Source organism: Rhizobium leguminosarum bv. viciae (assembly GCF_012276115.1).
Classification (GTDB): domain Bacteria; phylum Pseudomonadota; class Alphaproteobacteria; order Rhizobiales; family Rhizobiaceae; genus Rhizobium; species Rhizobium leguminosarum_T.
Genome location: NZ_WIEU01000032.1, coordinates 25,928 through 48,776, shown reverse-complemented (window position 1 = coordinate 48,776; position 22,849 = coordinate 25,928). Strand labels below are relative to the sequence as shown.

Annotated in this window: 27 protein-coding genes and 1 pseudogene; 17 read left to right on the top strand and 11 right to left on the bottom strand. The window is 62.2% G+C overall.

From position 1 onward, the window contains the following. Positions 1–231 precede the first annotated feature (231 nt). On the top strand, positions 232–735 hold the full coding sequence (locus GFM02_RS32695; RefSeq protein ID WP_168323997.1) for a copper resistance D family protein: 504 nt from the start codon (positions 232–234) through the stop codon (positions 733–735). Between the two features lie 34 nt (positions 736–769). Then, positions 770–1,114: a hypothetical protein gene (locus tag GFM02_RS32690; RefSeq protein ID WP_168323996.1), complete on the top strand. Its 345-nt coding sequence runs from the start codon at positions 770–772 to the stop codon at positions 1,112–1,114. A 159-nt stretch (positions 1,115–1,273) separates the two neighbouring features. Here the strand turns inward: GFM02_RS32690 and GFM02_RS32685 are convergent, their stop codons facing one another. The 3 genes from GFM02_RS32685 to GFM02_RS35340 form a co-directional block, all read right to left on the bottom strand. Next, positions 1,274–1,732, bottom strand: a complete 459-nt coding sequence (locus GFM02_RS32685) for a pyridoxamine 5'-phosphate oxidase family protein (protein WP_168270922.1) — start codon at positions 1,730–1,732, stop codon at positions 1,274–1,276. A 70-nt stretch (positions 1,733–1,802) separates the two neighbouring features. Beyond that, entirely contained in the window at positions 1,803–1,946 is a 144-nt protein-coding gene (locus GFM02_RS35345; RefSeq protein ID WP_246728883.1) for a TraR/DksA family transcriptional regulator, read from the bottom strand. 56 nt (positions 1,947–2,002) lie between these two features. After that, the gene (locus GFM02_RS35340) at positions 2,003–2,158 is read right to left on the bottom strand and encodes a hypothetical protein (protein ID WP_246728886.1); all 156 of its coding nucleotides are present in this window, start codon (positions 2,156–2,158) and stop codon (positions 2,003–2,005) included. A 272-nt stretch (positions 2,159–2,430) separates the two neighbouring features. On the opposite strand from GFM02_RS35340, the gene GFM02_RS32675 reads away from it, so the two are divergent. The 7 genes from GFM02_RS32675 (at position 2,431) to GFM02_RS32645 (ending at position 8,316) form a co-directional block, all read left to right on the top strand. Next, the gene (locus tag GFM02_RS32675) at positions 2,431–2,973 is read left to right on the top strand and encodes a cytochrome c oxidase subunit 3 (RefSeq protein WP_168323995.1); all 543 of its coding nucleotides are present in this window, start codon (positions 2,431–2,433) and stop codon (positions 2,971–2,973) included. Further along, entirely contained in the window at positions 2,970–3,248 is a 279-nt protein-coding gene (locus tag GFM02_RS32670; RefSeq protein WP_168303119.1) for a cytochrome C oxidase subunit IV family protein, read from the top strand. The genes GFM02_RS32675 and GFM02_RS32670 overlap by 4 nt, the downstream gene beginning before the upstream one ends. 177 nt (positions 3,249–3,425) lie before the next feature. Further along, positions 3,426–3,878, top strand: coding sequence for a c-type cytochrome (locus tag GFM02_RS32665; RefSeq protein WP_168270924.1), 453 nt, complete (start codon positions 3,426–3,428; stop codon positions 3,876–3,878). Between the two features lie 19 nt (positions 3,879–3,897). Further along, positions 3,898–5,238, top strand: a complete 1,341-nt coding sequence (locus GFM02_RS32660) for a nitric-oxide reductase large subunit (protein WP_168323994.1) — start codon at positions 3,898–3,900, stop codon at positions 5,236–5,238. A 26-nt stretch (positions 5,239–5,264) separates the two neighbouring features. Then, the gene (locus GFM02_RS32655) at positions 5,265–6,077 is read left to right on the top strand and encodes a CbbQ/NirQ/NorQ/GpvN family protein (RefSeq protein WP_168323993.1); all 813 of its coding nucleotides are present in this window, start codon (positions 5,265–5,267) and stop codon (positions 6,075–6,077) included. 10 nt (positions 6,078–6,087) lie between these two features. Continuing rightward, positions 6,088–7,974, top strand: a complete 1,887-nt coding sequence (locus tag GFM02_RS32650; protein WP_168323992.1) for a nitric oxide reductase activation protein NorD — start codon at positions 6,088–6,090, stop codon at positions 7,972–7,974. 114 nt (positions 7,975–8,088) lie between these two features. Continuing rightward, complete coding sequence (locus tag GFM02_RS32645) at positions 8,089–8,316, top strand: DUF6894 family protein (protein WP_168323991.1); 228 nt, start codon at positions 8,089–8,091, stop codon at positions 8,314–8,316. 41 nt (positions 8,317–8,357) lie between these two features. Here the strand turns inward: GFM02_RS32645 and hemN are convergent, their stop codons facing one another. Beyond that, positions 8,358–9,710 (bottom strand): oxygen-independent coproporphyrinogen III oxidase, encoded by a 1,353-nt coding sequence (gene hemN / locus GFM02_RS32640; protein ID WP_168323990.1) that lies wholly within the window; start codon positions 9,708–9,710, stop codon positions 8,358–8,360. Between the two features lie 221 nt (positions 9,711–9,931). Here hemN and GFM02_RS32635 point away from each other — a divergent pair, with 221 nt between their 5' ends. From GFM02_RS32635 to GFM02_RS32615, 5 genes are read left to right on the top strand one after another with little or no spacing between them, the layout of a single operon-like run. Beyond that, positions 9,932–10,216, top strand: coding sequence for a DUF2249 domain-containing protein (locus GFM02_RS32635; protein WP_168323989.1), 285 nt, complete (start codon positions 9,932–9,934; stop codon positions 10,214–10,216). A 15-nt stretch (positions 10,217–10,231) separates the two neighbouring features. Beyond that, on the top strand, positions 10,232–11,605 hold the full coding sequence (locus GFM02_RS32630; RefSeq protein WP_168323988.1) for a hypothetical protein: 1,374 nt from the start codon (positions 10,232–10,234) through the stop codon (positions 11,603–11,605). Further along, entirely contained in the window at positions 11,589–12,101 is a 513-nt protein-coding gene (locus GFM02_RS32625; protein WP_168270931.1) for a DUF2249 domain-containing protein, read from the top strand. Before GFM02_RS32630 ends, GFM02_RS32625 begins: the two co-directional genes overlap by 17 nt. Further along, entirely contained in the window at positions 12,088–12,399 is a 312-nt protein-coding gene (locus GFM02_RS32620; RefSeq protein WP_168323987.1) for a metal-sulfur cluster assembly factor, read from the top strand. Before GFM02_RS32625 ends, GFM02_RS32620 begins: the two co-directional genes overlap by 14 nt. A 7-nt stretch (positions 12,400–12,406) precedes the next feature. Continuing rightward, on the top strand, positions 12,407–12,718 hold the full coding sequence (locus GFM02_RS32615; protein ID WP_205930564.1) for a DUF6522 family protein: 312 nt from the start codon (positions 12,407–12,409) through the stop codon (positions 12,716–12,718). A 2-nt stretch (positions 12,719–12,720) separates the two neighbouring features. Here GFM02_RS32615 and GFM02_RS32610 read toward each other — a convergent pair whose 3' ends face one another. Next, the gene (locus GFM02_RS32610) at positions 12,721–13,935 is read right to left on the bottom strand and encodes an NnrS family protein (protein ID WP_168323986.1); all 1,215 of its coding nucleotides are present in this window, start codon (positions 13,933–13,935) and stop codon (positions 12,721–12,723) included. A gap of 203 nt (positions 13,936–14,138) precedes the next feature. Between GFM02_RS32610 and nirK the strand changes: the two genes are divergently transcribed. From nirK to GFM02_RS32595, 3 genes are all read left to right on the top strand, one after another. Continuing rightward, a complete protein-coding gene (gene nirK / locus GFM02_RS32605; RefSeq protein ID WP_168323985.1) occupies positions 14,139–15,287 on the top strand; it encodes a copper-containing nitrite reductase in 1,149 nt (382 codons plus the stop codon). A gap of 72 nt (positions 15,288–15,359) precedes the next feature. Then, positions 15,360–16,322: an SUMF1/EgtB/PvdO family nonheme iron enzyme gene (locus GFM02_RS32600; RefSeq protein WP_432444460.1), complete on the top strand. Its 963-nt coding sequence runs from the start codon at positions 15,360–15,362 to the stop codon at positions 16,320–16,322. Further along, positions 16,312–17,007 carry a Crp/Fnr family transcriptional regulator gene (locus GFM02_RS32595; RefSeq protein WP_168323983.1) on the top strand — a complete coding sequence of 232 codons (696 nt, stop codon included), beginning with the start codon at positions 16,312–16,314 and terminating at the stop codon, positions 17,005–17,007. Before GFM02_RS32600 ends, GFM02_RS32595 begins: the two co-directional genes overlap by 11 nt. Positions 17,008–17,126: 119 nt before the next feature. On the opposite strand, the pseudogene GFM02_RS32590 reads toward GFM02_RS32595, so the two are convergent. The 6 genes and pseudogenes from GFM02_RS32590 to GFM02_RS32565 all read right to left on the bottom strand — a co-directional run. After that, positions 17,127–17,493 (bottom strand): annotated as a pseudogene (locus tag GFM02_RS32590) (universal stress protein); the annotation flags it as partial. Positions 17,494–17,586: 93 nt separating this feature from the next. After that, the gene (locus GFM02_RS32585; protein WP_168323982.1) at positions 17,587–18,018 is read right to left on the bottom strand and encodes an EF-hand domain-containing protein; all 432 of its coding nucleotides are present in this window, start codon (positions 18,016–18,018) and stop codon (positions 17,587–17,589) included. Between the two features lie 105 nt (positions 18,019–18,123). Then, positions 18,124–20,343, bottom strand: a complete 2,220-nt coding sequence (locus tag GFM02_RS32580; protein ID WP_131664356.1) for a copper-transporting P-type ATPase — start codon at positions 20,341–20,343, stop codon at positions 18,124–18,126. Then, positions 20,340–21,014, bottom strand: coding sequence for a methyltransferase family protein (locus tag GFM02_RS32575; protein WP_168323981.1), 675 nt, complete (start codon positions 21,012–21,014; stop codon positions 20,340–20,342). Before GFM02_RS32575 ends, GFM02_RS32580 begins: the two co-directional genes overlap by 4 nt. Beyond that, positions 21,007–21,264 carry a DUF2933 domain-containing protein gene (locus GFM02_RS32570; protein WP_131664358.1) on the bottom strand — a complete coding sequence of 86 codons (258 nt, stop codon included), beginning with the start codon at positions 21,262–21,264 and terminating at the stop codon, positions 21,007–21,009. Before GFM02_RS32570 ends, GFM02_RS32575 begins: the two co-directional genes overlap by 8 nt. 55 nt (positions 21,265–21,319) lie before the next feature. Then, a complete protein-coding gene (locus GFM02_RS32565; RefSeq protein ID WP_168323980.1) occupies positions 21,320–22,795 on the bottom strand; it encodes a multicopper oxidase family protein in 1,476 nt (491 codons plus the stop codon). Positions 22,796–22,849: the final 54 nt, after the last annotated feature.

Genomic DNA, 22,849 nt, shown 5'->3' with positions numbered 1-22,849 from the left:
GGATACATCACCGGCCCAGACAAAACGCCCCACATCGCGGCGACGACCGCGCGCGTCTTCGCTGTGGACGCCACGCCAGCCGACAGCGCTCAATCAATAACAGAGGCGCTGTGAGAAAAGCGGGCTAGCAGGTCCGGGGCCTCCGCCATACTCTCGCTGTTTGCCATTGTCATCGCGGCGTCGCCCTTTACTGCGAGCGGTAAGCCGGGCCTGGCGGCTGCAGCGTCGGCGATGGTCCTCGCCTCCACAGCCTTCACGTTCACGGGTCATTGCAACGTGGCGGCGCCCCGCTGGCTCGCCCAGACCTGCATCTTTCTCCACGGCGGCGTCCTGCTGTTTTGGATCGGCAGCCTCTTGCCGCTCTGGCGGCTTAGCAGCCCTTCTACCGGCCGGCGTGCTCTGAGAAGCTTTTCAAAAGCAATTCCCATTCCCTTTCTGGCGATGCTTGCGGCAGGCGCCGTGCTTGCCTGGATCGAACTTCCAAGCATCCAGTCGGTCCTTTCTTCAACCTACGGCCGCGTCCTGCTCCTGAAGATCGGTCTCGTATCCGTTCTGTGCGTTCTCGCCGCATACAACCGCTTCTGGCTGACTGCTCCCGCAACCCGTGGCGACGCGACGGCCCGAAGCAGGCTTCGCGCCAGTATCTGCGCGGAGATCGCAGTGGCCGTCGCGATCGTGGGCGTCGCCTCCCTGGCGTTTCGCAGGCCCCGAACAGGTACCGTATCTCGAACCTGAGCCGCTCGGCATCCATCTCCACTCCGAAAGCGCCATGGCGCAGCTCGAACTCAAGCCTGAAGCCGACGGGCATGCGGAAGTGCGGGTGACCGTCCTGACCCCCGAATTCGACGCGATGGAGCCGAAGGCGGTCGAGCTGCGGTTAACCAACCCGAAGGAGGGTGTCGAAGCGATCAAGTACGATCTGATGGAGACGGATGACGGGACATGGTCGGCGCAGGTGCTGCCCATAGAGGGATCTGCAGGCTGGAAGGTCGACCTCAAGATCCTGATTGACGATTTCACTGCCACCCACGTCGAGGGCGAGCTGTCTGAAGCCGTGACCTCGTCCGGCAGGAATTCTCAGGCGCATCGTCTGGGCCGTTCTCCTCTGCCCTAGCGTCGGACGCGGGCCGGCGCTACAGGAGTGGCACCACACGATGCCACCTGCGATCGCTCGTGGTTTCGCTTTCGGGCGAGTTCCTGTCAGGGCTCGGTGGGTGGGCGGTCCTGAAGATGGATTGCTTGATCCATTTTCAGGACCGCGAAGGCCCCGGCGCTAATCTTCTCTGCTCGCCCGACGACCGGAAACTGTGTGGACGAGGATACCGAAGAACACGTGAGGGGGTTCGAATAACGTGGGCTGATCGCTCGGCTTCAGGGAGCCGACTTCCCACCAGTCGGGCTGCGCTTGAAGCAGAGACCAGGCGCGTATCCTTTCGCTTCGCCACAAGTCGTTGTCCGGGAACTCCTCGAAGACGCCGTCCACGACGACGCTCGTCCAGCCTCCCGTGTTCGACTGCTGCTCGACCTGGAGACAGACCTTCTCGTTCTCCCGCATCCAGCTCAGCTTCTTGCCGGGCATCGTGAAGCTGTACGCCATGTTTCCGGAGAAGGCGAAGTAGACGGCGACCACGTAGGGCTGGCCGTTTCTGCAGCACGCAAGATGCCCGAAGCGTGCGTGCTCGAGTACCTCATAACATTCGCCCTGGGTGAGTTCGCGGAGGTGCAGAGACATGGCTAGACCCCTTTCGAGTCGACTTCGTCCGGTGCGCGCCTGATCAGCGTAAAGAACGTGCGCACTCTATTCAGAATGTCGTGTAGGGCATGGCCTTCAGGCGTTCGGCCCCGATTCCAGATTCACACTCCATGCAATGCCCGTAGATGCCACTTTCGATGCGCAGGATCGCTACATCCACCGTTGCAATCTGATCGACGCCTTCGACTTGCATATCCCGAAGACTTCGTCGTTCTCGACCTGAGTCGCGCGCTCCTCGCAGTCCATCGCCTACTTCTGAAGAAAAAGGCTGGCGGCGATAGCCCCTGCTGCGAGGACCGCCGAGACAACGCCCGTCCGCTGAAGAACGCCCATGCGGTAGAGCGTGACCGCGAATATCACGATGACGGGAGTTGCGATCGAAAGTCCGACTTGAGCATCGGTCATTATGGGCTCCTTTTGCAGAAACCATAGACGATCAGCGAAGGCTTTCTTTGAGATCGATCAAAAAGGGCGATGGAAGATGGTAGGAAGGCAGAAATGGAAGGGCCGGCTGCTCTGAACACATGCCGGCCCGAAAATGTCCGGGTATCTCATCTCCAGGACGCCGAGAGCCTCTCAGCTTCGGGTTAAGAGTTGATCACCATGACCGAGCCCTTCGTTCGCCGAATTTGCCTTTGGACAAAGAACGACGACCGCGAATGTCCTAGGCGGTTTCGATGCCCATAGTGACGGAAGCCAGCGAAGTGGAAGAAGGGACGAGCGACGAGCTGCTCGTCTGGATACTGGCATGGAGCGAACTCGCCGCCTTTGGCGCGCTGCTCATCGCGTTCGTGGTCGTCTCCTGGCTGCATCCCGGCGACGTCGCGGCCGGTCGGGCGAGACTGCATCTGATCCTTCCTACCGTAAACACTGCCGTTCTTCTCGTCAGTGGGTGGTTTGCGGCGATCGCCGCAACGCAGGTCACCGCTTTTAGACAAAGGCTGGCTCTATGTGCAGCAGCGGCGGGAGGTCTGCTCTTCGTTGCGTTGAAGCTCTACGAGTACGGCGCCGAGGGCGCGTCCCTGCTTTCAGACGACGCCTTTTCAACCCTCTACATCCTCATGACGGGATTCCACCTCGCACACGTCCTGTTCGGGTCGCTGGTGCTTGCGCTGCTTGTGCGCTTTCCGGATCCTCAAAACATTCACCTAATGACAACGCTTTGGCACGTGATCGACATCGTATGGCTCGTCATGTTTCCGATCGTGTACCTGATATGAAGACGTTTTACGGTTCCGCGAAAGCCGCCACGTGCGCCCTGATGGTCCTCCTCGGCCTTACCGCATGCACGTTTGCTTTTTCGCTGGCGCTCTCTGAGCATGCAGAAGCAGGTCTGGCGGCGGCCGCCGTTTCGATCGCCGCATTCAAGGTCAGGCTCGTCACGCTTGACTTTCTCGGACTGCGAGGTCGCCGATCAATGCTCGTCCCGGCGATCAGCGGATGGGCCCTGGTCCTGCTGCTCGTGGCACTGGCGCAGCGAGTTGCGTCGCCCTAGCGAAGACGCTTCGGTTAGTACGCGCGGCCTGAGCGGATATCTCCACGGAATCAATCACGCCGCTGCTTGCGAATCCACAAAGACCCCCACTCGAAAATCCTTCATCTCGTGACGACGAGCCACTGGCTCTGTTTCCGACGTCAAGGCGGCACCGCCACTGACACGAAAGGATGATCGATGGCTGAACGCCTGACAAAAACCGCGGCCCGAAACGTATTCTACGGCGGCTCCGCATTCTTCTTCGCAATCTTCGTGGGCCTGACGGCCCACAGCCACTACTACATCCGCACCGTCTCCACCGATGAAACGACGCTCACCGAGGGCGTCGCCCGCGGCAAGCACATCTGGGAGAAGAATGCCTGTATCAACTGCCACTCGCTTGACGGAGAAGGCGCCTACTTCGCGCCCGAGCTGTCGAACGTCTGGATTCGCTGGGGCGGCGACAAGGATTCGTCGAGTGCCCGGGAGGCGCTCCACGCGTGGATGGCGGCACAGCCCTCCGGAATCGAGGGCCGCCGGCAGATGCCGCAGTTCAACCTCACCGACCAGGAAGTGGACGATCTCGCCGACTTCCTCGAGTGGGTGAGCAAGATCAAGACCCAGAACTGGCCACCGAACCAGGCCGGCTGAGCGCGAGAGGATCACAAAAATGAAATACAAGACCCAAAGCGTGGCCATGCTCTACTTTTACGGAGCGCTCGGCCTGTTCATGGCGCAGCTTCTTTTCGGCGTCCTCGCCGGAACGATCTACGTACTGCCGAACACGCTCTCCGTCGAGCTGCCCTTCAACATCGTCCGTATGATCCATACGAACGCCCTCATCGTCTGGCTGCTCATGGGATTCATGGGCACGACCTACTTTCTCATTCCCGAGGAGTGCGAGACCGAACTCTACAGCCCGAAGCTGGCGATCGCCCAGTTCTGGATCTTCCTGATCGCAGCCGCGGTAGCCGTCGTCGGCTATCTCTTCCACATCCATGAAGGGCGTGAGTTCCTCGAGCAACCGTTCCTGATCAAGGTCGGGATCGTCGTTGTCGCGCTGATGTTCCTGTTCAACATCACGATGACGGCGCTCAAGGGGCGCAAGACCACGATCACCAATATCCTGTTGTTCGGTCTGTGGGGCGTCGCGATCTTCTTCCTCTTCGCCTTCTACAACCCGGTCAATCTGGCGCTCGACAAGATGTACTGGTGGTACGTCGTCCACCTTTGGGTCGAAGGCGTCTGGGAGCTCATCATGGCGTCGGTCCTGGCGTTTCTGATGATCAAGCTCAACGGCATCGACCGCGAAGTCGTCGAGAAGTGGCTCTACGTCATCACTGGCCTCGCCCTCTTCTCCGGCATTCTCGGCACCGGTCACCACTACTATTGGATCGGCGCTCCCGGATACTGGCAGTGGATCGGCTCGCTCTTCTCGACGCTCGAAGTGGCTCCTTTCTTCACCATGGTCGTATTCACCTTCGTCATGACGTGGCGGGCTGGCCGCAAGCATGAAAACAAGGCGGCGCTCCTGTGGTCGATCGGCTGCTCGGTCATGGCCTTCTTCGGCGCGGGCGTCTGGGGCTTCCTGCACACCCTGTCGTCGGTGAACTACTACACCCACGGCACGCAGGTCACCGCAGCCCACGGTCATCTCGCCTTCTTCGGTGCCTACGTCATGCTCAATCTCGCTGCAATGGCCTATGCGATACCGCAGATCCGCGGCCGCGCGCCCTACAACCAGTGGCTCTCGATAACCAGCTTCTGGATCATGTGCGGCGCGATGTCGGTGATGACATTCGCCCTTACCTTCGCCGGCGTCGTCCAGGTACACCTGCAGCGGGTCCTCGGCGAATCCTACATGGACGTCCAGGACCAGCTCGCCCTGTTCTACTGGATCAGGCTCGGTTCCGGCGTCTTCGTCCTCCTCAGCGCGATCATGTTCATATGGGCGGTCCTCGTTCCAGGCCGCGCCCGCGTTCACAACGTTGCAGCCCAGCCCGCCGAATAGGCGGGCTTCCCCACTGGAGATCTGAAATGACCATAGCTCTGAACCTTCCGCTGAACCCAAAGTCGGAAATTCCCCACTATTCGCCCCAGGGCAACGAATGCGCGCTGTTCGAGAGCGCATGGATGCGTCAATTGCCAGTGCTTCTCAAAGGACCGACCGGGTGCGGAAAGACCCGGTTCGTCCATCACATGGCGGCTCGGCTCGGACTTCCCGTATCGACCGTCTCCTGCCACGACGACCTCACTGCAGCCGATCTCACCGGCCGCTACCTTCTCAAGGGCGGCGAGACCGTCTGGGTCGACGGACCGCTTACGAAGGCTGTTCGCCACGGGGGCGTATGCTACCTGGACGAAATCGTCGAGGCCCGTAAGGATGTCGCCGTCGTCCTCCATCCCCTCACGGACGACCGTCGCATCCTGCCGCTCGAGCGAACTGGCGAGATACTCGAAGCTCAGTCTGCTTTCATGGTCGTCGTCTCGTACAATCCGGGCTACCAGAACCTGATGAAGGCATTGAAGCCGAGCACTCGCCAGCGGTTCGTCTCGATCGAGTTCGACTTCCTTCCCCGCGACAAGGAGATCGCCATCGTTTCGGTCGAGAGCGGACTTCCTGAAGGCAAGGTCGCGCCGCTCGTCGACCTTGCCCAGCGCCTGCGCGTTTTGAAGGGACGGGATATCGAGGAGGGCGTGTCGACGCGACTTCTCATTTATTGCGCGACGCTTGTCGACGCCGGCATGCCCGTCTCGGAAGCCGTTCGGGCGGCCATCATCGAACCTCTCACGGACGAGCCGGACGTCAAGGCCGCGCTCCTCGAAGTCGCCAGGGCGACATTTGCATAGGATCGACGTCATGCTGGAATTTCTGGAACTTGAAGAGACCGTCGGACGAGCCTGGCATCGCATAATCGGCGAAACGAGTTCGTGGCCGCACCATCCGGATCAGGCTGTGCATCTGGCGGACGTCAAGCCACAGCTTTCCGTCTGCTTTCGGGCCTTCGGCGGTGCGGCGACCCTTCAGATCCAGAAGTCCCGGCAGAAGACCTCCTCACATCGCCTGCGGCTTCGCCAGGTTGTCGGCCTGGGCGAAGAAAGAAGCGATCATCCGACCTGGGACGACGCGGCCATACATCTCCCAGGCACGATCGACGTCTTCAGCGATCAAGATCTCAACCGAGACCTCTATTTTTGGCTCGCGGGCTACGTCGCGGTGGCTGTCGCGCAGGATACGCCTTCCGACGCCGCGCTCGCGGACATCGCCCGCGTCGAAGCCGGCCGATGGAACTCGCGGCTTCTGGTCAAGAAATTTCCAGGCATGGCCGGCCGATACGTGCGCCTCGCCCACGCGCTGACTTCCTGCCGAAAGCGCGGCAGGCTCCCACTCATCGAGTCCCGCGTCGAGACGTTTGCGATGACCGCCTTGTCGTTCCCGCTCGAACACGAACTTCCGCTCGACGCCCGACCCGCCATCGCCGCCGCCCCCGCTGGTTATCTGCCGATGCTTTCCATCCCTCTCTGGCCAGACTTCAGAGGACGGACGGAGATCCAGTCATCCGATCGTGACGATCTTCCCTCCGATGCCGCGCAACGGGACGGCGAGGAAAGTCTCTCGCACGAGGCGAAGCGGCAGAAGGATGGCGACGACCGCAAGCGCGATCCTTTCATTTTGAACAGGTTCGAAAAAATCCTCGCGATGGCGGAGATGGTCAACGTCGACCGTCCGACCGACGATCGCGAGGACGACGAACCGTCCGCCGCCGACGAGCTCGACGACGTCACGCTAAGCGAGACGAAGGAACGGCCGAAGTCCAAGTTCCATTTCGATCTCGACCTCTCTCCCGAGGCGGTCGACGCGTCCCGCATCCAAGGCGAACTTGTCTATCCCGAATGGAATTTTCGCAAGAACGAATACCTGGAGGATCATTGCCGCGTCATAGTGGGTACTGCTCCCGACGCCAAACACATGACTTTGGCGACAGATCAATCCGTCGTCCGCAAGGTCAAGAAGCAGTTCGAAAACCTGCGCCCGAAACGCGAAGTCCGACGCGCGCAGTTGGATGGAAACGATCTCGACATGGACGCCGTCGTCCGCTCGCGTATCGATCTTCTCGTCACCGGCGAGCCGAACGACCACATATACGAGTGCGCTCGGCCGGCCGCGCACGAACTTGCGACCACGATACTCGTCGACGTCTCGCTGTCGACCGATTCCTGGGTCGATAATCGAAGGGTTCTTGACGTGGAGATGCAGGCTCTCGACGTGCTTTCCCGTGGTCTTGACGCCTGTGGAGACAGGTTCTCCGTCCAGACATTCACGTCCCGTCGCAGGGACTGGATTCGCGTCGACACCATCAAGCGGTTCGATGAGAAGTTCTCGCCGACAGTCGCTTGCCGCATCGCCAGCCTCAGGCCTGGCTACTACACCCGCATGGGCGCGGCGATTCGGCACGTCTCGGACCAGCTTGACAAGCAGGGCGCTCGCAAGCGGCTGCTGATGATTCTGACCGACGGCAAGCCGAACGACGTCGACCACTATGAAGGCCGGTTCGCTCTGGAAGACTGCAAGCGCGCCGTCATCGAAGCGAGAGGTCGGGGTCAGGCAGTCTTTGCCGTGACCGTCGATCGGAACGCGCAAGATTATCTTCCCGCCATATTCGGACGTCAGGGCCACGCGCTCGTCTCGAACATCGCAAGGCTGCCGAGCGCGCTACCTGCGATCTATCGGAATCTGACCGCATGACGCTGCAGCGCCGCAACGCGGCAGGTGATGCAGATCAATGCGAGGGACTTCGGAGAAATGTAGTGGTTCATTCGCCGACGGCTTCTTCCGTCGTCTTTTGAGATGAGTTCTCCAATGTCGACCACATGCTGCCGCCGCTTCTTCTTCAACATCCGATCTGAACAGGATCTGATCCGCGATCACAGCGGCTGTATTCTCCCGGACATCGAGGCCGCCATTTCCGCCGCCCTGGTGGGCGGCTTGCGGATCCGTCCCGATACGGGCAGCTTACGGCATCCGCAGCAATTTGAAATCACGTCCGAGGACGGGAAACTCGTCGCAATCGTGCCGATCGATTATTGAATAGTCGTCGAAGTCTTCCGCAGTGCTTCGATACGCGCCAATCACGCAGCTTTGCTGTGTGTCCTGCCCAGCGCACCAAAGTACGCGTCGAACGCGGCCGCGACTGCGCGCACCATGAAGCGCGAGTGCTTGGCCACCGTGACGCGACCATCGGATACGGTCGCCACGCCGTCGGCGATGAGATCGGCGAGGCGTTCGTTTCGCTCCAGGAGAAATCCTTCTTCGTGCCCCGCCTCGTGGCTGAGGCTGGCGAGATCGACCTCGAAATCGCACATCAACCGTTCGATGACCCTGGCGCGCAGCTTGTCCTCCTTCGTCAGAAGGTAGCCTTTCGCCGTCGGAAGGACGCCGGACGACACCATCTCGGCGTATCGACCGATCGCCACGTGATTCTGATAGTAGCCAGAGGCAAGGCGCCCGATCGACGACGCGCCAAGTCCGATCAGGGTCTCGCAGTCGTCCGTAGTGTAGCCCTGGAAATTCCTGTGAAGCTTCCCTCCCACGGACGCGATGGCCAGTTCGTCCTCCGGAAGCGCGAAATGGTCGAGACCGATGCGGACATATCCAGCTGCAACGAGTTCTTCAGCTATCGCCTCGGCCTGTTCGTTGCGCTCGGCCGCGCCGGCAAGTGCCGCCTCGTCGATGAGCCGCTGATGCTTCTTGAACGCGGGAACGTGAGCATAGCCGAAGACTGCGAACCTTTCCGGACGAAGTTCGATGGCCATCTGCGCTGTCTCGACGCAGGAATCGACCGTCTGGTAGGGAAGCCCGTAGATAAGATCGAAGTTCGTGCTCTTGACGCCGTAGGCCCGCAATCCTGCGACCGCAGCCTTCGTCTGGTTGAACGTCTGTATCCGGTTGATGGCCTTTTGAACGACCGGGTCGAAGCTTTGCACGCCGAGACTGGCTCGATCCACGCCATTCTCGCCCAGCGCGACGATCATTTCGTTGTCGAGGGTTCTGGGGTCGATCTCGACCGCCACGCTGGCGTCTTGTTCAAACGCGAACCAGGTCCTCAGCGTCTTCATCAACGCCGCGAATTCGTGCGGCTTCATGATCGTCGGCGTTCCGCCGCCGAAGTGAAGGTTCTTGACGGGAATGCTATCGCCGGCGGCTTTAGCGACGAGTTCGATCTCCCTGCTCATGACGTCGAGGTAGTCGAGGATCGGCGCGTCTTGCTTGGTGATCGTGGTGTGACAGCCGCAATACCAGCACATCGACCGGCAGAAAGGGACGTGCAGGTACAAGGACGCCGGCTCGCCCTTTCCTGCGCCCCGAAGAGCCAGCGCATAATCGTCGGGACCGACCGCGGCTGCGAATGCGGGGGCGGTCGGATAGCTCGTGTAACGTGGCAGGCGAGCTTCGCCGTATTTGGCCACAAGTGCGTTCGACATCTGCTTGTCTCTGGATTTGATCGTGCCCCCTTATGACCGTCGGCAGGCAGACTTTCCTTGTCTTAAGTCAATGAACGCGATCGCAGATTGTCTGAAACCTTCCCGGTATTTGCTCGCTGTCAAAGTTCGCTGGGCATCTGCCGCATATCTTTAGGACCGATCGGGGCGAGCCGCCGCTCCATCATAGACAGAAAGCGGCGATCGAAAGGAATTCGAGTCACATGTCTGAGGCGCAAATTCAAGCAAGCGAAGTCTCGCACATCGATGTGCGGACCCTGCATCCTGGAGAACGTCATCCGAAGATTTTCGGAACGCTTCACACCCTGACGCCGGGCGGCGTGCTGCACATCACGAGCGATCACGAGCCGCGCCCTCTCCAGTACCAGCTCGAAACCGCGCTGGCTGGCAAGTTTTCCTGGGAATATCTGGAGCAAGGGCCTGAAGTCTGGCGCGTGGAGATCACCAGGCTCGACGCGGGCTGCGACTGCTGCTGCGGAAGCCACTAGAAACGGAGAAGCACGATGATGCCCATGGGGACGAGCCTGTCGCGCTGGACGATGTCCTACTTCGCAGCGGCGCTCTTCTTTCTGCTGGTTGCGGAGGGCCTGCTGGCGGCAGGAGGCTGGTCGCCGTCGGTGGACGTCGCCGAGCCTCGTTCGCTCATCATCGTGCACTCGACCACCATCGGCTGGCTTGCCCTGCTGATGATAGGTGCACTCCTGCAGTTCGGGCCGGTCCTGACAGGTCTCGAACTCCCGAAAGGCAGCTTTGGGCTGGTCGTCCTCTGCGGAATGGTCGTGGGCCTGATCCTGCTCCTGTCTGGCTTCGGCCTGACGGGCGCCGGTTCGGCGCTCGCGGGTCCGGTCATGTGCGCCGCCGCCGCTACGCTGGCGGTCTCCTTCCTCTCGATCGCGGCGGCTCTTTTCTCACTGCTCTGGCGGGGGCGGCATGCGCACGAGGCGTCGCGATTCGTCCTTCTCGGCATCGCCAGCCTTGTCGCTACCGTGGCACTAGGGGCATTCTTCGCGGTCGTCGTCTCCGGCGTTGCCGAAGCCTTCCCGCTCGTCTCGTACGTCGCCGCCGCCGCGCCGCTGCACGCAGGTCTCGGACTTGTCGGCTGGATGACTTTCGCCGCGATCGGCGTAAGCTACAAGCTGCTGCCCATGTTTCTGCTGTCAGACGACATGAGGCGTTCGGATACGCTCCGTCGCAGTTGCCTCGCCGTCGTCGGCCTTCTCGCGGCGGCTGCAGCGTCTCTTGCCTTCGACGAGGCCGTCGCCGCCGCCTTGGCGCTGCTGGCGACGCTGGCGGTCCCGGTGGCCGCTGCCGCGTACCTTGCCGAACTGGCGAGGGCCTACCGGGGCCGCCGGTGCAGGAAGCTGGAACCGAACACCTACTGGTCTCTCCCGGCCTTCGTCATGTTCGGTGTATCCGCAGCACTTCTTCCCGCCGCCGTCGCACTCCATGCCGGTCCGACAACGCTCACGGCGCTGGGCTATCTCTTCGTGTTCGGCTGGCTGACCGGTCTGGGCCTGGCGCAGCTTCTCAAGATAGTTCCCTTCCTGACCTGGATCGAAGCGTTCGGCCCGCTTCTCGGACGCCGCCCCACCCCGAAGCTGGCGGATCTGGTCAACGGCGCCCGCTCGTCCGTCTGGTTCCGCGTCTTCTACTGCGCGGTGATCGTCGCGTCCGGCGCCATTTTCCTCGGACTTGACGACGTCTTCAGGATCGCCGCCTTCGCGCAGACCTTTTCGACGGCCGCGCTCGCGGCCGAGCTGGCCCTGTCGCGAGCTCTGGCCGGCGTCGACGCGGACGCCAAGAAATCTCCGTTCAAACACCCGGCTTTCTTCTTCGCCGGCAACCATAGAGGTGATGCCAATGGTTCAGCTTCGTGAACTAGACGTACGACAGATCCTGCGCGATGGCGGGATGCCCTTTCAACTGATCATGGACACCTTCGCCAGCCTTCAGCCGGGTGAAGGCGTGAGGCTTCATGCGATCTTCGAGCCAAAGCCGTTGATGCGGCAGCTCGCAGATCGCGGTTTCGAACATACTGCACGACGTCTCGCCGACGACGACTGGGAAATCGACTTCGTTCCCGCTCCGACCCAGGAGGAAGCCGAACAGGAGGCTCTCTGGCCGGAGCCGGTCTGGAACCTCGACCTCACGGATCTCCCGCCGCCGGAGCCGATGGAGCGGATCCTTGCAAGGCTGGAGATGATGGAGAGCGGCGAGGTGATGTTCGCACTTCTGAACCGCGAACCAGTCTTCCTCTTCAACGAGCTGAAGGAACGTGGCCACGAATGGGTCGGCAACTTCGATGAAACCGGCAAGGTCTATCGTATCATGATCCGCGCGACGCCATCGGAGTCAGCCCGTGCGAGAACATGAACTGACGCCCGAGGACATCCTCGACACCCTGCGGAACATCGAGGATCCGGAGGTCGGCACGAATATCGTGGATCTCGGACTGATCTACGAAGTTCTTGTTGCGACGGACGGCATGGTGAACGTCAAGATGACGACGACGACGCGCTTCTGTCCCGCGTCGGGATTTCTTGCTGATGCGGTCAAGGTCCGCGTAGAGGACCTGATCGGCGTGCGGCAGGCACAGGTCGATCTGGTCTACGAGCCGGCATGGTCGCCGGAGATGGCGCAGCTTTTTTCGCTTGATGATTTGAAAAAATGAACACGGCATGGACGGCGCAGAACGGATCAACATCGGGGAACTGACGATCGACGCCGCTTTCCTGGCCGGCCGGTTCGCCCTCTCGCTCGATGCCCTTCGACGTCACATGAAGCAGGGCCTCGTCCGCGGCGTGGTAGAGCGGGGCGAGGGTGCGGACACTGGACGAACGCGGCTCACCGTCCGCATCGGCAACCGCATATGGATCGCGGTGATCGCTTCCGAACCAGCGGTTGGTCTCCCGGGAAGACTCTCTTGCATCCGCCCCCACGTGCTTGCCGAGTGGACGCGCCGCAAGCTCCGCCGGAGCCAGCGGCGCTGACCTCACTTCCCGCGGACGGTCAGCGGCTTCCTGCCGATGCACAGCATTGAGGCGTGTTCGAAGATGAAGAGGGAAAAGGCCGCAGTCCAGCCTGCGGCGGCCACAAATAGGATCGGAGTGCTGTATTCCGGTAGAAGCTCGGCGGCAGGTCGCACGAGCGCAACGGCAGCAAGCACTATGTAGGAAATGTTGGTGACAGGTGCGGACTTCAGCTTTCTGCCTGTATGGCCGCGGCTCGCGCGGGTCATGACGGCGAGCATCATCAACGAGATCGAACCGATCGCGAAGACGTGCAGGACGGCGAGTTCCGGAAGGCCGGCGGCCTGGAGCGCGATGGCCGCGAATCCAAACGGAACGAACGCGAAGGCTGCGTGGAGTACGAACACGATGGGTTCGGGCCATGTCCCCCACCCACGCCAGCGCACGAGCCTGATGACGTTGAGCACGGCGGCAGCCAGTCCAAACAAGCCGCTCCAGACGGATTCGGGCAAGATCGACCAGAGCCCCAGCGACAGGGCGCCGATGATGATGGTCGCGGCGTCGAAGCGATTGTAGGGCACTGGAAAGTCGGTGCGGCCGAACTGGTTGATCCAGTTGCGTGTGAAGCTCGGAAGGATTCGGCCGCCCACGATCGTCACGAGCAGGACGTAGGCGCCGAGACCGAGGCGGATCGACAGCTCGGGGCTTCCCCCCTGTACAACCTGAAGCTGGAAGCAGATGTTGGCCAGCGACAGAACCAGCAGACCGGCAATGACCTTCAGATCCTTCCACTTCCTCCCCGCCGCCACCTCCCGCGTGCACAGCACGAGCATGACCGGCAGGAAGAGGCCGTCGACAACCGCCGCGGCCGTAACGCCGACCGAGCCGCTGGCAAGCATGGCGATCCGGCCTGCGCACCACAGTGAAAACAAGGCTATGAGCGGACGTCCGGCTAGGGGCAGTCTGCCCGTCCAGTTAGGAATGGCCGTGAGAAGAAAGCCTGCGAGGATCGCCGGAGCGAATCCGAAGAGCATCTCATGCGCGTGCCAGTAAAGCGTTCCGTACTCGGTGGCGACCGGCAGGCCCATGGTCAGAAAGCTCGTCCATAGAAGCATGCTCAGGATCGCCCATAAGGCGGCGGCTAGAAAGAAAGGACGGAACCCGTAGGAAAAGAGGACGAGGCCGTCGCGCGACATGCCGCGAGGAACCCGCGCTTCGGCATCCACGGTCTTCTGCATGATCATTGTCTCCAGTTGACCACGCAGCAATGCCTGACATCGAAGAGCAGGTCGTTGAGATTACGCAAATAGACTCTGAGTCACTTTGCGATGCAGCAAACAGCGAGTTTGCTGCAAGTCAAAGAGTTCGAAGCCGATTCTACTACTCTCCTTCTTGAAACGGGCGGTGTTCGCCCGCTCTTCGACTAATGGAGATTGGGGAAATGACTAATACTCTGCAGATGACAAGACGCACGATGCTGACGGGCGCTGCCGTCGCAGGGGCGCTGACGCCAATCCTGGTTGCAAGCGCTCCGGCCCACGCCGACGAGCACGCGGCGCCCGACGCCAAGAAGAGCACGAAGAAGGTCGACCTCTCGAAGCTACCGCGCGAGAAGGTCGATCTCGTGAAGCCTCCGTTCGTCCACGCCCACGACCAGAAGGCCAAGGGTGGACCGAAGATCAAGGAATTCACCCTCACCATCAAGGAACAGAAGATGGTGCTGGACAAGGACGGCACCGAAGTCAACGCGATGACGTTCGACGGATCGGTCCCCGGCCCGCTCATGGTTGTTCATCAGGACGACTACGTCGAGTTGACCCTCGTCAACCCCGACACGAATACAATGCAGCACAACATCGACTTCCACGCCGCAACCGGCGCGCTGGGCGGCGGCGCGCTGACGATCGTGAACCCCGGCGAGAGCACGGTGCTTCGCTTCAAGGCCACCAAAGCCGGCGTCTTCGTCTACCACTGCGCACCTCCCGGCATGGTGCCGTGGCACGTCACGTCGGGAATGAACGGGGCGATCATGGTCCTTCCGCGCGAAGGCCTCACGGACGGCCACGGCAAGCCGGTGGTGTACGACAAGGCCTACTACGTCGGTGAGCAGGACTTCTATATTCCGAAGGACGAGAACGGCAAGTTCAGGAAGTACGACAGTCCCGGCGAGGCCTACGAGGACACGGTCGCCGTCATGCGGACCCTGACCCCGACGCACATCGTCTTCAACGGCGCTGTCGGCGCTCTGACGGGCGACAACGCGATGACCGCGAAAGTTGGCGAGACGGTGCTGATACTCCACTCGCAGGCCAATCGCGACACACGCCCTCACCTGATTGGCGGTCACGGCGAATACGTATGGGCCACGGGCAAGTTCAACAACACACCGGACATCGACCAGGAGACCTGGTTCATTCCTGGCGGCACCGCAGGTGCCGCGGTCTACACGTTCGCACAGCCTGGCATCTACGCGTATGTGAACCACAACCTCATCGAGGCCTTCGAGCTTGGTGCGGCGGCGCACTTCAAAGTCACTGGCGAATGGGACAACGATCTCATGACTTCGGTCAGCGCTCCATCGGATAGCTGATGATCTGAAGTGGGGGTGCGCGGGGCTGAGAGGATCCGCGCACCACCTGTTCATAAAGAGGCGCAACCTGCGATAAAAGCCATGACCGGGAAAGCCGAAGTTTCGGCAATATCGATCGCCATTCCCCTTACCCTGCTTGCGATCCTTTCCGGGGGGATCGTGGTCGCGGCGGGGCTCGTCCCGTTCGACAATGCAGGCCCCGCCATCCCGGCTCCCCAATCCGTCTTCATCGAAGGCCGAAGGTTTGCCTATCGCGACTCGGCCGAATACTTTCGAAACGGTCTTGCGGTCGATGCGCCTCGCAAGGACGTCGAAGTCCGCACACGTCTCCAGATCATGAAGTTTCAAACAACACGTGGCGAGTACAGGCGATGCGTCGACGAAGGCGCCTGCGTCCCGGCCGACGAACCGGAAGGCGCGGTGACGCCCGACATGCCGGTTACCGGCGTCAGCTATGACGACGCCATGCGCTACGCGGAGTGGCTGTCCAAGCGGACGGGCCAGACGTGGGCACTTCCCACGGACTTCGAACTCGCCTACGCGGCCGACGACCGGTTCCCGGACGACGCCCTGGGCGTTGCCGACGATGAGCGAAATCCGGCCGTTCGCTGGCTGGCGGATTATGAGCGTGAATCAAGACGGGCCGGGTCGGTCGATCCGCGTCCACGGCCCAAAGGCGAGTTCGGCGTCAGCAAGACTGGCCTTTTCGACTTCGGCGGCAACGTCTGGGAGTGGACGTCGACTTGCAACCGGCGAATTGATCTTGATCAAGGTGCGGGAAACGAAAACCCTTCAAGACTCGACTGCGGCATCTTTATTGCCTCCGGTAAGCACCGCGCCCCAATGAGCAGTTTCGTTCGCAATCCGAAAGGAGGCGGCTGCTCGGTGGGCGCGCCCCCGGACAATCTAGGGTTCCGGCTCGTCCGCCACCCGACGCTGATTGAAAGCGTCTCGGACTTTGCCCGGAAAGTCGCGGCCGAACTGACCGCCCGGCCAACCGAGGCGCAGATGGAGACAGCCAACAATGAAGGTTGACCGCGCAGTCCTGAAGTCGCTGTCATTGTTTGAACGCATGACGGATTCGGACCTGGATTCGATGCTGGAACATGCGGCGCCGCGCCGGGTCGCTCAGGGCGACGCTGTTTTCGAGCAGGGCGGGCATGCGAAGTCTTTCTTCCTCCTTATTCATGGGAGGCTGAAGGTCACGCAGGTCACTCAGGACGGCCAACAGATCATCGTCCGCATGGTCCATCCAGGCGACCTTTTCGGCTTCGCAATGGCCCTCCGACGCACCGACTACCCCGGCACGGCGCGGGCTGCGGCTGAAAGCCTCATCATCGGGTGGCCGACCGAGATGTGGTCCTGCTTCGTCGAGCAGAATCCCCGTTTGGCAATGACCGCGATGCAGACGATCGGGCAGCGCCTCGAGGAGGCCCATACGCGCATACGTGAGATGTCGACGGAGGAAGTCGAGAAGCGGGTCGCCCATGCGGTACTTCGCCTTTCAAAACAGGCTGGAAGGGTCGTGCAGGAGGGCATACGCATCGACTTCCCGATATCGCGCCAGGACATAGCCGAGATGACAGGCACCACCCTGCATACGGTCTCTCGCATACTGAGCGCCTGGGAATCCAAGGGCATAGTCGAGGGCGGGCGTCAGAAGTTGACGCTGACAGACCCTCCGCGACTTCTGAGACTTGCTGATGGCGAGCGGCAATAGCGCGTGTGCCTGTGCTGCTTGATCTCGCCGCGGCGCTGTCGCTGAACAAGCCACGCTCCGCGAGACGGCGCCGGCGCATGACGACAGCGTCGTATCACTGGGAACGCCCTTCGCGCCCTCTAATGGGCGAGAAGCACCGGCAGTTCGGCCTTGACGAGCAGTTCCCGAGTGACGCCGCCGAGAATCAATTCACGAAGCCGCGAATGGCCGAACCCGCCCGCGACCAGGAGGTCCGCCTTTCGTTCCAGCGCGGCCGATTGGATGGCGGCGGTCGCGGTCTCGCCGCCTGCCTGGATCGATACGTCGTCCACGTCGAATCCTGAGTGTTTCAACGAGGCGACCAGGAGCGCGCGGTTCGCCTCGTCGATTTCCTTTGTCGTCGGTGATCGAGATGACCTGCACCTTGGTTGCGCGCTCGATGAACAAGCGGGCGCAGGAAAGGGCACGTGCCGCGGTGGCGCTGCCGTCCCAGGCAACGGCGATGGACAGGTCGTGGCCGATTGGCGGAAGGTACCGACAGAACAACCGAGTTCGCAGCGGTCGAAAGACTTGCCGCCAATCCTTGTCATAGCCAAGCACCTATTGCCGCATGAACGCCTGCATCTCGTCGGGCGTGACCTTGCCGTCCTTATTCGCGTCGACCGCGTCGAATATCCGCTTGTGGATCGCGGTCACCTCCTCGAAGGACAACGCGCCGTCTCCGTCCGTGTCGGCAATTGCAACCATGACCTTCATCATGTGCCCTCGCATGCCAATGGTCGGCATGCTTCCCATCATGCCCGATTGCATCATACCCCGCCCCATCATCCCGCCAGGCATCATGTCGGCGCCAGGCGTCGCTCCCTGGCCCTGCCCAGCCATGCCATTCGTTCCGGACGGCGAGGCTGCCTGCGACGCGTCTGCGGGATGGTGCGGGTCGGAATCATTCGTCTGTGCAAGCGCGAAACCTGCTGCGCCGAACGCAACCAGCGCGGCCAGCAGTGTCATTTGTGGCAATCTCTTCATTTTCATGTCGTCTCTCCTTTAGCTATTTCTTCGGCTCGTCCTGCACGCCGTATTTCGTGCAGGACGAGCATTTGGGAACGTCGTGATCCGGCGGAAGAACCGCCGGGCCGCCTAGTCGATCGACGAGCGTCGCAGCCGCAACGAGTTGCCGATCACGCTGACCGACGACAGGGCCATGGCGGCGGCCGCGATGATCGGTGAGAGAAGTAACCCCAGGGCCGGATAGAGCACGCCGGCCGCGACGGGCACGCCGGCCGCGTTGTAGATGAACGCGAAGAACAGGTTCTGGCGGATGTTGCTCATCGTGGCATGGCTGAGCTTGCGCGCCCTGGCAATGCCCTGCAGATCTCCCTTCAGCAGGGTCACCCCGGCACTTTGGATCGCGACATCTGTTCCCGTGCCCATGGCGATGCCAACGTCGGCGGCGGCAAGGGCCGGGGCGTCGTTGACCCCGTCCCCGGCCATCGCAACGACGCGGCCTTCGCTTCGAAGTCTCGCAACCACCTTGCCTTTGTCTTCCGGCAGGATCTCCGCCTCGACCTCGTCGATGCCAAGCCGGCGTGCCACCGCCTCCGCCGTCGTCCTGTTGTCTCCGGTCAGCATGACGACGCGGATATTCTCCTTCCTGAGCGAACGCAGAGCTTCGGGCGTCGTCGCCTTGATCGGGTCGGCGATCGCGACAAGACCGCCCACCTCACCGTCGATGGCGACGTAGATCACGGTCGCTCCTTCGCCGCGCAGAGCCTCCGCCTCGGCGACCAGGGTCGAGAGATCGACGCCTGCCTCCGCCATGATCCGATGGCTGCCGATGACCAGCTTCCGACCGTCGACCGTGCCGGTAACGCCCTTGCCGACCGGACTGTCGAACTCGCGGGCCTCGCTCAAGGCAAGGCCCCTGTCCTTGGCGGCGGCGACAATGGCCGCGGCAAGGGGGTGTTCGCTGGCACGCTCGAGCGTGGCGGCCAGCCTCAGGAGCTCCGCTTCGTCGAATCCCTGGACGACCTTCAACGCGATTACCTTCGGCCTCCCTTCCGTGAGCGTGCCGGTCTTATCGACCACCAGAGTGTCGATCCTTTCGAAGCGTTCCAGCGCCTCCGCGTTCTTGATGAGGACGCCCATTCGAGCACCGCGCCCGACGCCCACCATGATCGACATCGGCGTCGCCAGGCCGAGCGCGCAAGGGCACGCTATGATCAGAACGGCTACGGCAGCGACGAGGCCGTGGGCGAAGCGCGGGTCCGGCCCCCAGACGCCCCAGGCGACAAAGGCTGCGACCGCGATCAGGATTACCGCCGGGACGAACCAGCCCGATACTTGGTCGGCCAGCCGCTGGATCGGAGCGCGCGAACGCTGGGCCTCGGCGACCATGCGGACGATCTGCGAGAGCATCGTGTCGCGCCCGACCTTGCCGGCCCGCATGACGAAGCCCCCGCTCTGGTTCATCGTGCCGCCGATCAGTTTGGCGCCGGCATCCTTGGTGACCGGCATGGATTCGCCGGTGATCATGGATTCGTCGACGGAGCTGCGCCCCTCCAGCAATTCCCCGTCGACCGGAACCTTTTCGCCCGGCCGGACGCGCAGACGGTCGCCGACCGCGACGGCGTCCAGCCCGACGTCCTCGTCCGAACCGTCGTCCTTGATCCGGCGGGCGCTCTTCGGCGCCAGGTCGAGTAGCGCCCGGATGGCGCCGCCGGTCTGCTCCCTCGCACGGAGTTCGAGAACCTGGCCGAGCAGCACCAGGACGGTGATGACCGCGGCCGCCTCGAAGTAGATCGCGACCGAGCCGTCGGCGGCGCGGAAGGTGGCGGGAAAGATGTCGGGCGCCGCGGTGGCGACGACGCTGTAGATCCAGGCGACGCCCGTTCCCATGGCGATCAGCGTGAACATGTTGAGGCTTCGGTTGACGAGCGAGGCCCAGGCCCGTTCGAAGAACGGCCATCCGGCCCACAGAACCACGGGCGTCGCAAGCGCGAGCTGGATCCAGTTCGAGAGCTGCGCACCGAGCACCATGTGCAGGTTGGTGAGATGGCCGCCCATCTCCAGAACGAGGACGGGGAGCGACAGGGCCAATCCTATCCAGAACCGTCGCGTCATGTCGATGAGTTCGACGCTCGGCCCGGTCGCCGCGGTCGTGACCTCTGGCTCCAGCGTCATACCGCAAATGGGACAGGTGCCGGGGCCGACCTGCCTGATCTGCGGGTGCATCGGGCAGGTATAGATGACGCCTTCCGGAGCTTCAGCGGCGGTAGCCATTGGCGTCGGCGGCCGCCGCTCTTGCTGATGATGGTGGCCGCCATGGGCGTGGCCCTGATGGATGTTCTGGTCAGTCATGGACCCGCTCCTCCGCGCCGGCTTCCCGCGGCGTCCGTTCCACGCCCGAACCTAGGAAGAAACCTCGGAACCGTTCGGGCATAGGCGTCCCATGCAGCTCCGAACTCGGCGCGCGAGGCCTCCTCCTCCCGCTTTGCCAGCCTCACGTAGAACCAGACCAGAACGGGGAACATGGCGAGCGTCACGAGGGTCGGCCACTGTAGCAGAAAGCCGAACATGATGACGACGAAGGCGTCGTACTGCGGGTGCCGCACGCGTGCGTATGGGCCGGTGGTCGCCAAGCGGTGGTCGCGCTGGGCCGCATAGAGAACGTGCCAACTCAAGGCGAGCAGCCAGAAGCCGCCAACGATCAGGATGTTGCTCAGGAGATGGAACGGACCGACATGCGGATTGACGCGCCAGCCGAACATCATCTCCAGCAAGTGCCCGGCGTCGTGCGACCAGAAATCGATGCCGGGAAACTGTCGCCCGAGCCAACCGGACAGGAGATAGATGGTCAGCGGAAAGCCGTACATCTCGGTGAAGAGGGCGACGACGAAAGCTGAGAAGGCGCCGAGCGAACGCCAATCCCGCTTTGTATCGAGCTTGGTGAAACTCGCTGCGAAGACGATGAACACCACGGAATTGATGATCACGAGGCTCCAGAGCCCGTAGGCGGAGGTGTCAGACATCGTCGGTCTCCTTCTTCGGCAGGGCTGCGCCGGTCCCATGGCCGGCATGGTCGTGGCCGGAATGTCCACCGTGCCCGTGGTGCATGAACAGATGCATCAGCGGGCAAGCGAGGATGAGGAGCCACGGCAGGATGCCGAGGACATGCACGCGATGCTCGTAGGTGATAAGTACAAGCGCGATTGCGGCGAAGGCGATGAAGACGGTCCTGGTATAGGTGCTCCAGGCCGACGGAGGATGATTGTCGTTCATGAGAATGACCTCGTTCTAAAAATTACAGAGAAGGCTTCGCATTCCGGGGACCACGTCAGCCGATGCCGTCGTAAGTGACGTAGGCCATCATGCCCGTCGCCATGTGGTAGAGATGATGGCAATGGAGCGGCCAGCGACCGGGATTATCGGCGTCGAAGGCCAGGACGACGTTCGTCATCGGCGGCAGCAGGACGGTGTCCCTGACCGCACCCGCTACCGGTGTCCCGTTGATGCCAATCACCTGGAAATGGTGCCCGTGCAGGTGCATCGGATGCGCCATCATCGACGCGTTGCTGATCGCCACTTCGACGCGCTCGCCGCGCTTGACGACGACACCGTCCGCACCGTCGATTCCCCAGCTATAGGCGATCATGTCGCCCGTCAGCGAAAGTCTGAAGCGGCGGTCCGCCGTCCGGGTGGCAATGGGGGCGACGGGTCGCAGCCGCTGCTCCAGGTAGAGCCCGAGAACCGGCCCCTTCGCATCGCCCGCGACCTGAACCCTGCGGACGTCTGCCCCCGCAGTGGCCAGGATCACACCTGCGCGCTCGACGGCCCCTTCGCGAATGGCAAGGACGGGGAAGGCACCACCCTCCATGGGCAGGTTCACACGAATGTCGACGCGCTGGCCCATGGCGACCGGGAAGTTAGACCCGTAAACCGGTTCGATACCCTGACCGTCGACCGCGATCAGCTCTCCGGAAAGGCGGCCGGTGTCGATGGTGAATGCGGTCGCCGTCGCGCCGTTTATGATACGAAGGCGGACGCGGCCGCCCTTCTCGACCGTCACGATCTCCGGATCGTCGAACGTGCGGTCGTTGGCGAGATAGGCGTCATAGTCGATATCGTTGAGGTCCATGGCCGGCATTCCCGGCGTCGCCATACCCGCCATGCCGTTGCCTGACATCATATGCTGCATGCCGTTGATGCCCGACATAGCGCTATGGTCCATCGGCATGGCGCCGGACGCGGCTTTCCCCTTCAACTTCGCCAGCAGTTCCTCCGGCGATTTGAAAGAGAAGTCGTGCAGCAGGACGACGACGTCCTGCTCGTCACGCTTGAGTTCGTCCGCAGTCCTGACGATCAGCGGCGCGGCGAGCAGGTTCTGCTCCTGGAGCGTATGAGCGTGCATCCAGTGCGTGCCGCCTGCGCCGACCGGAAAGGTGTAGCGACGGGTTTCCGTCGGCTTGAGAAGCGCTGCCGGATTGCCGGGCACGCCATCGTCCGCCCATGGCGGCGTCAGCCCATGCCAATGGATCAGCGTCGGCTCGTCGATGGCGCTCGATAGCGAGAGGTCGAAGTCGGTTCCAGCCTCCACCTCAAGGCCCGGTCTGCCATCAGGTTGAACCAAGCCGAAAACTCGGGCAGATCTGCCCATGACGTCGATAGTCCGATAGCCGACGGACAAGCCGCGTGGCGCAGGAGAGGTGTTGGCGGCGACCTGAGCCCAGGTGCGCAGGGGAGGAACGGCAAGCGATGTGCCGAGCGCGGCTGCGCCGACCATCAGGCCATTGAGGAAGTTACGGCGTTTCATTGTAGTGGTCCTATTTCGGATCGGCAGAGCCAACCATTGGCCTTGGATGTCCGG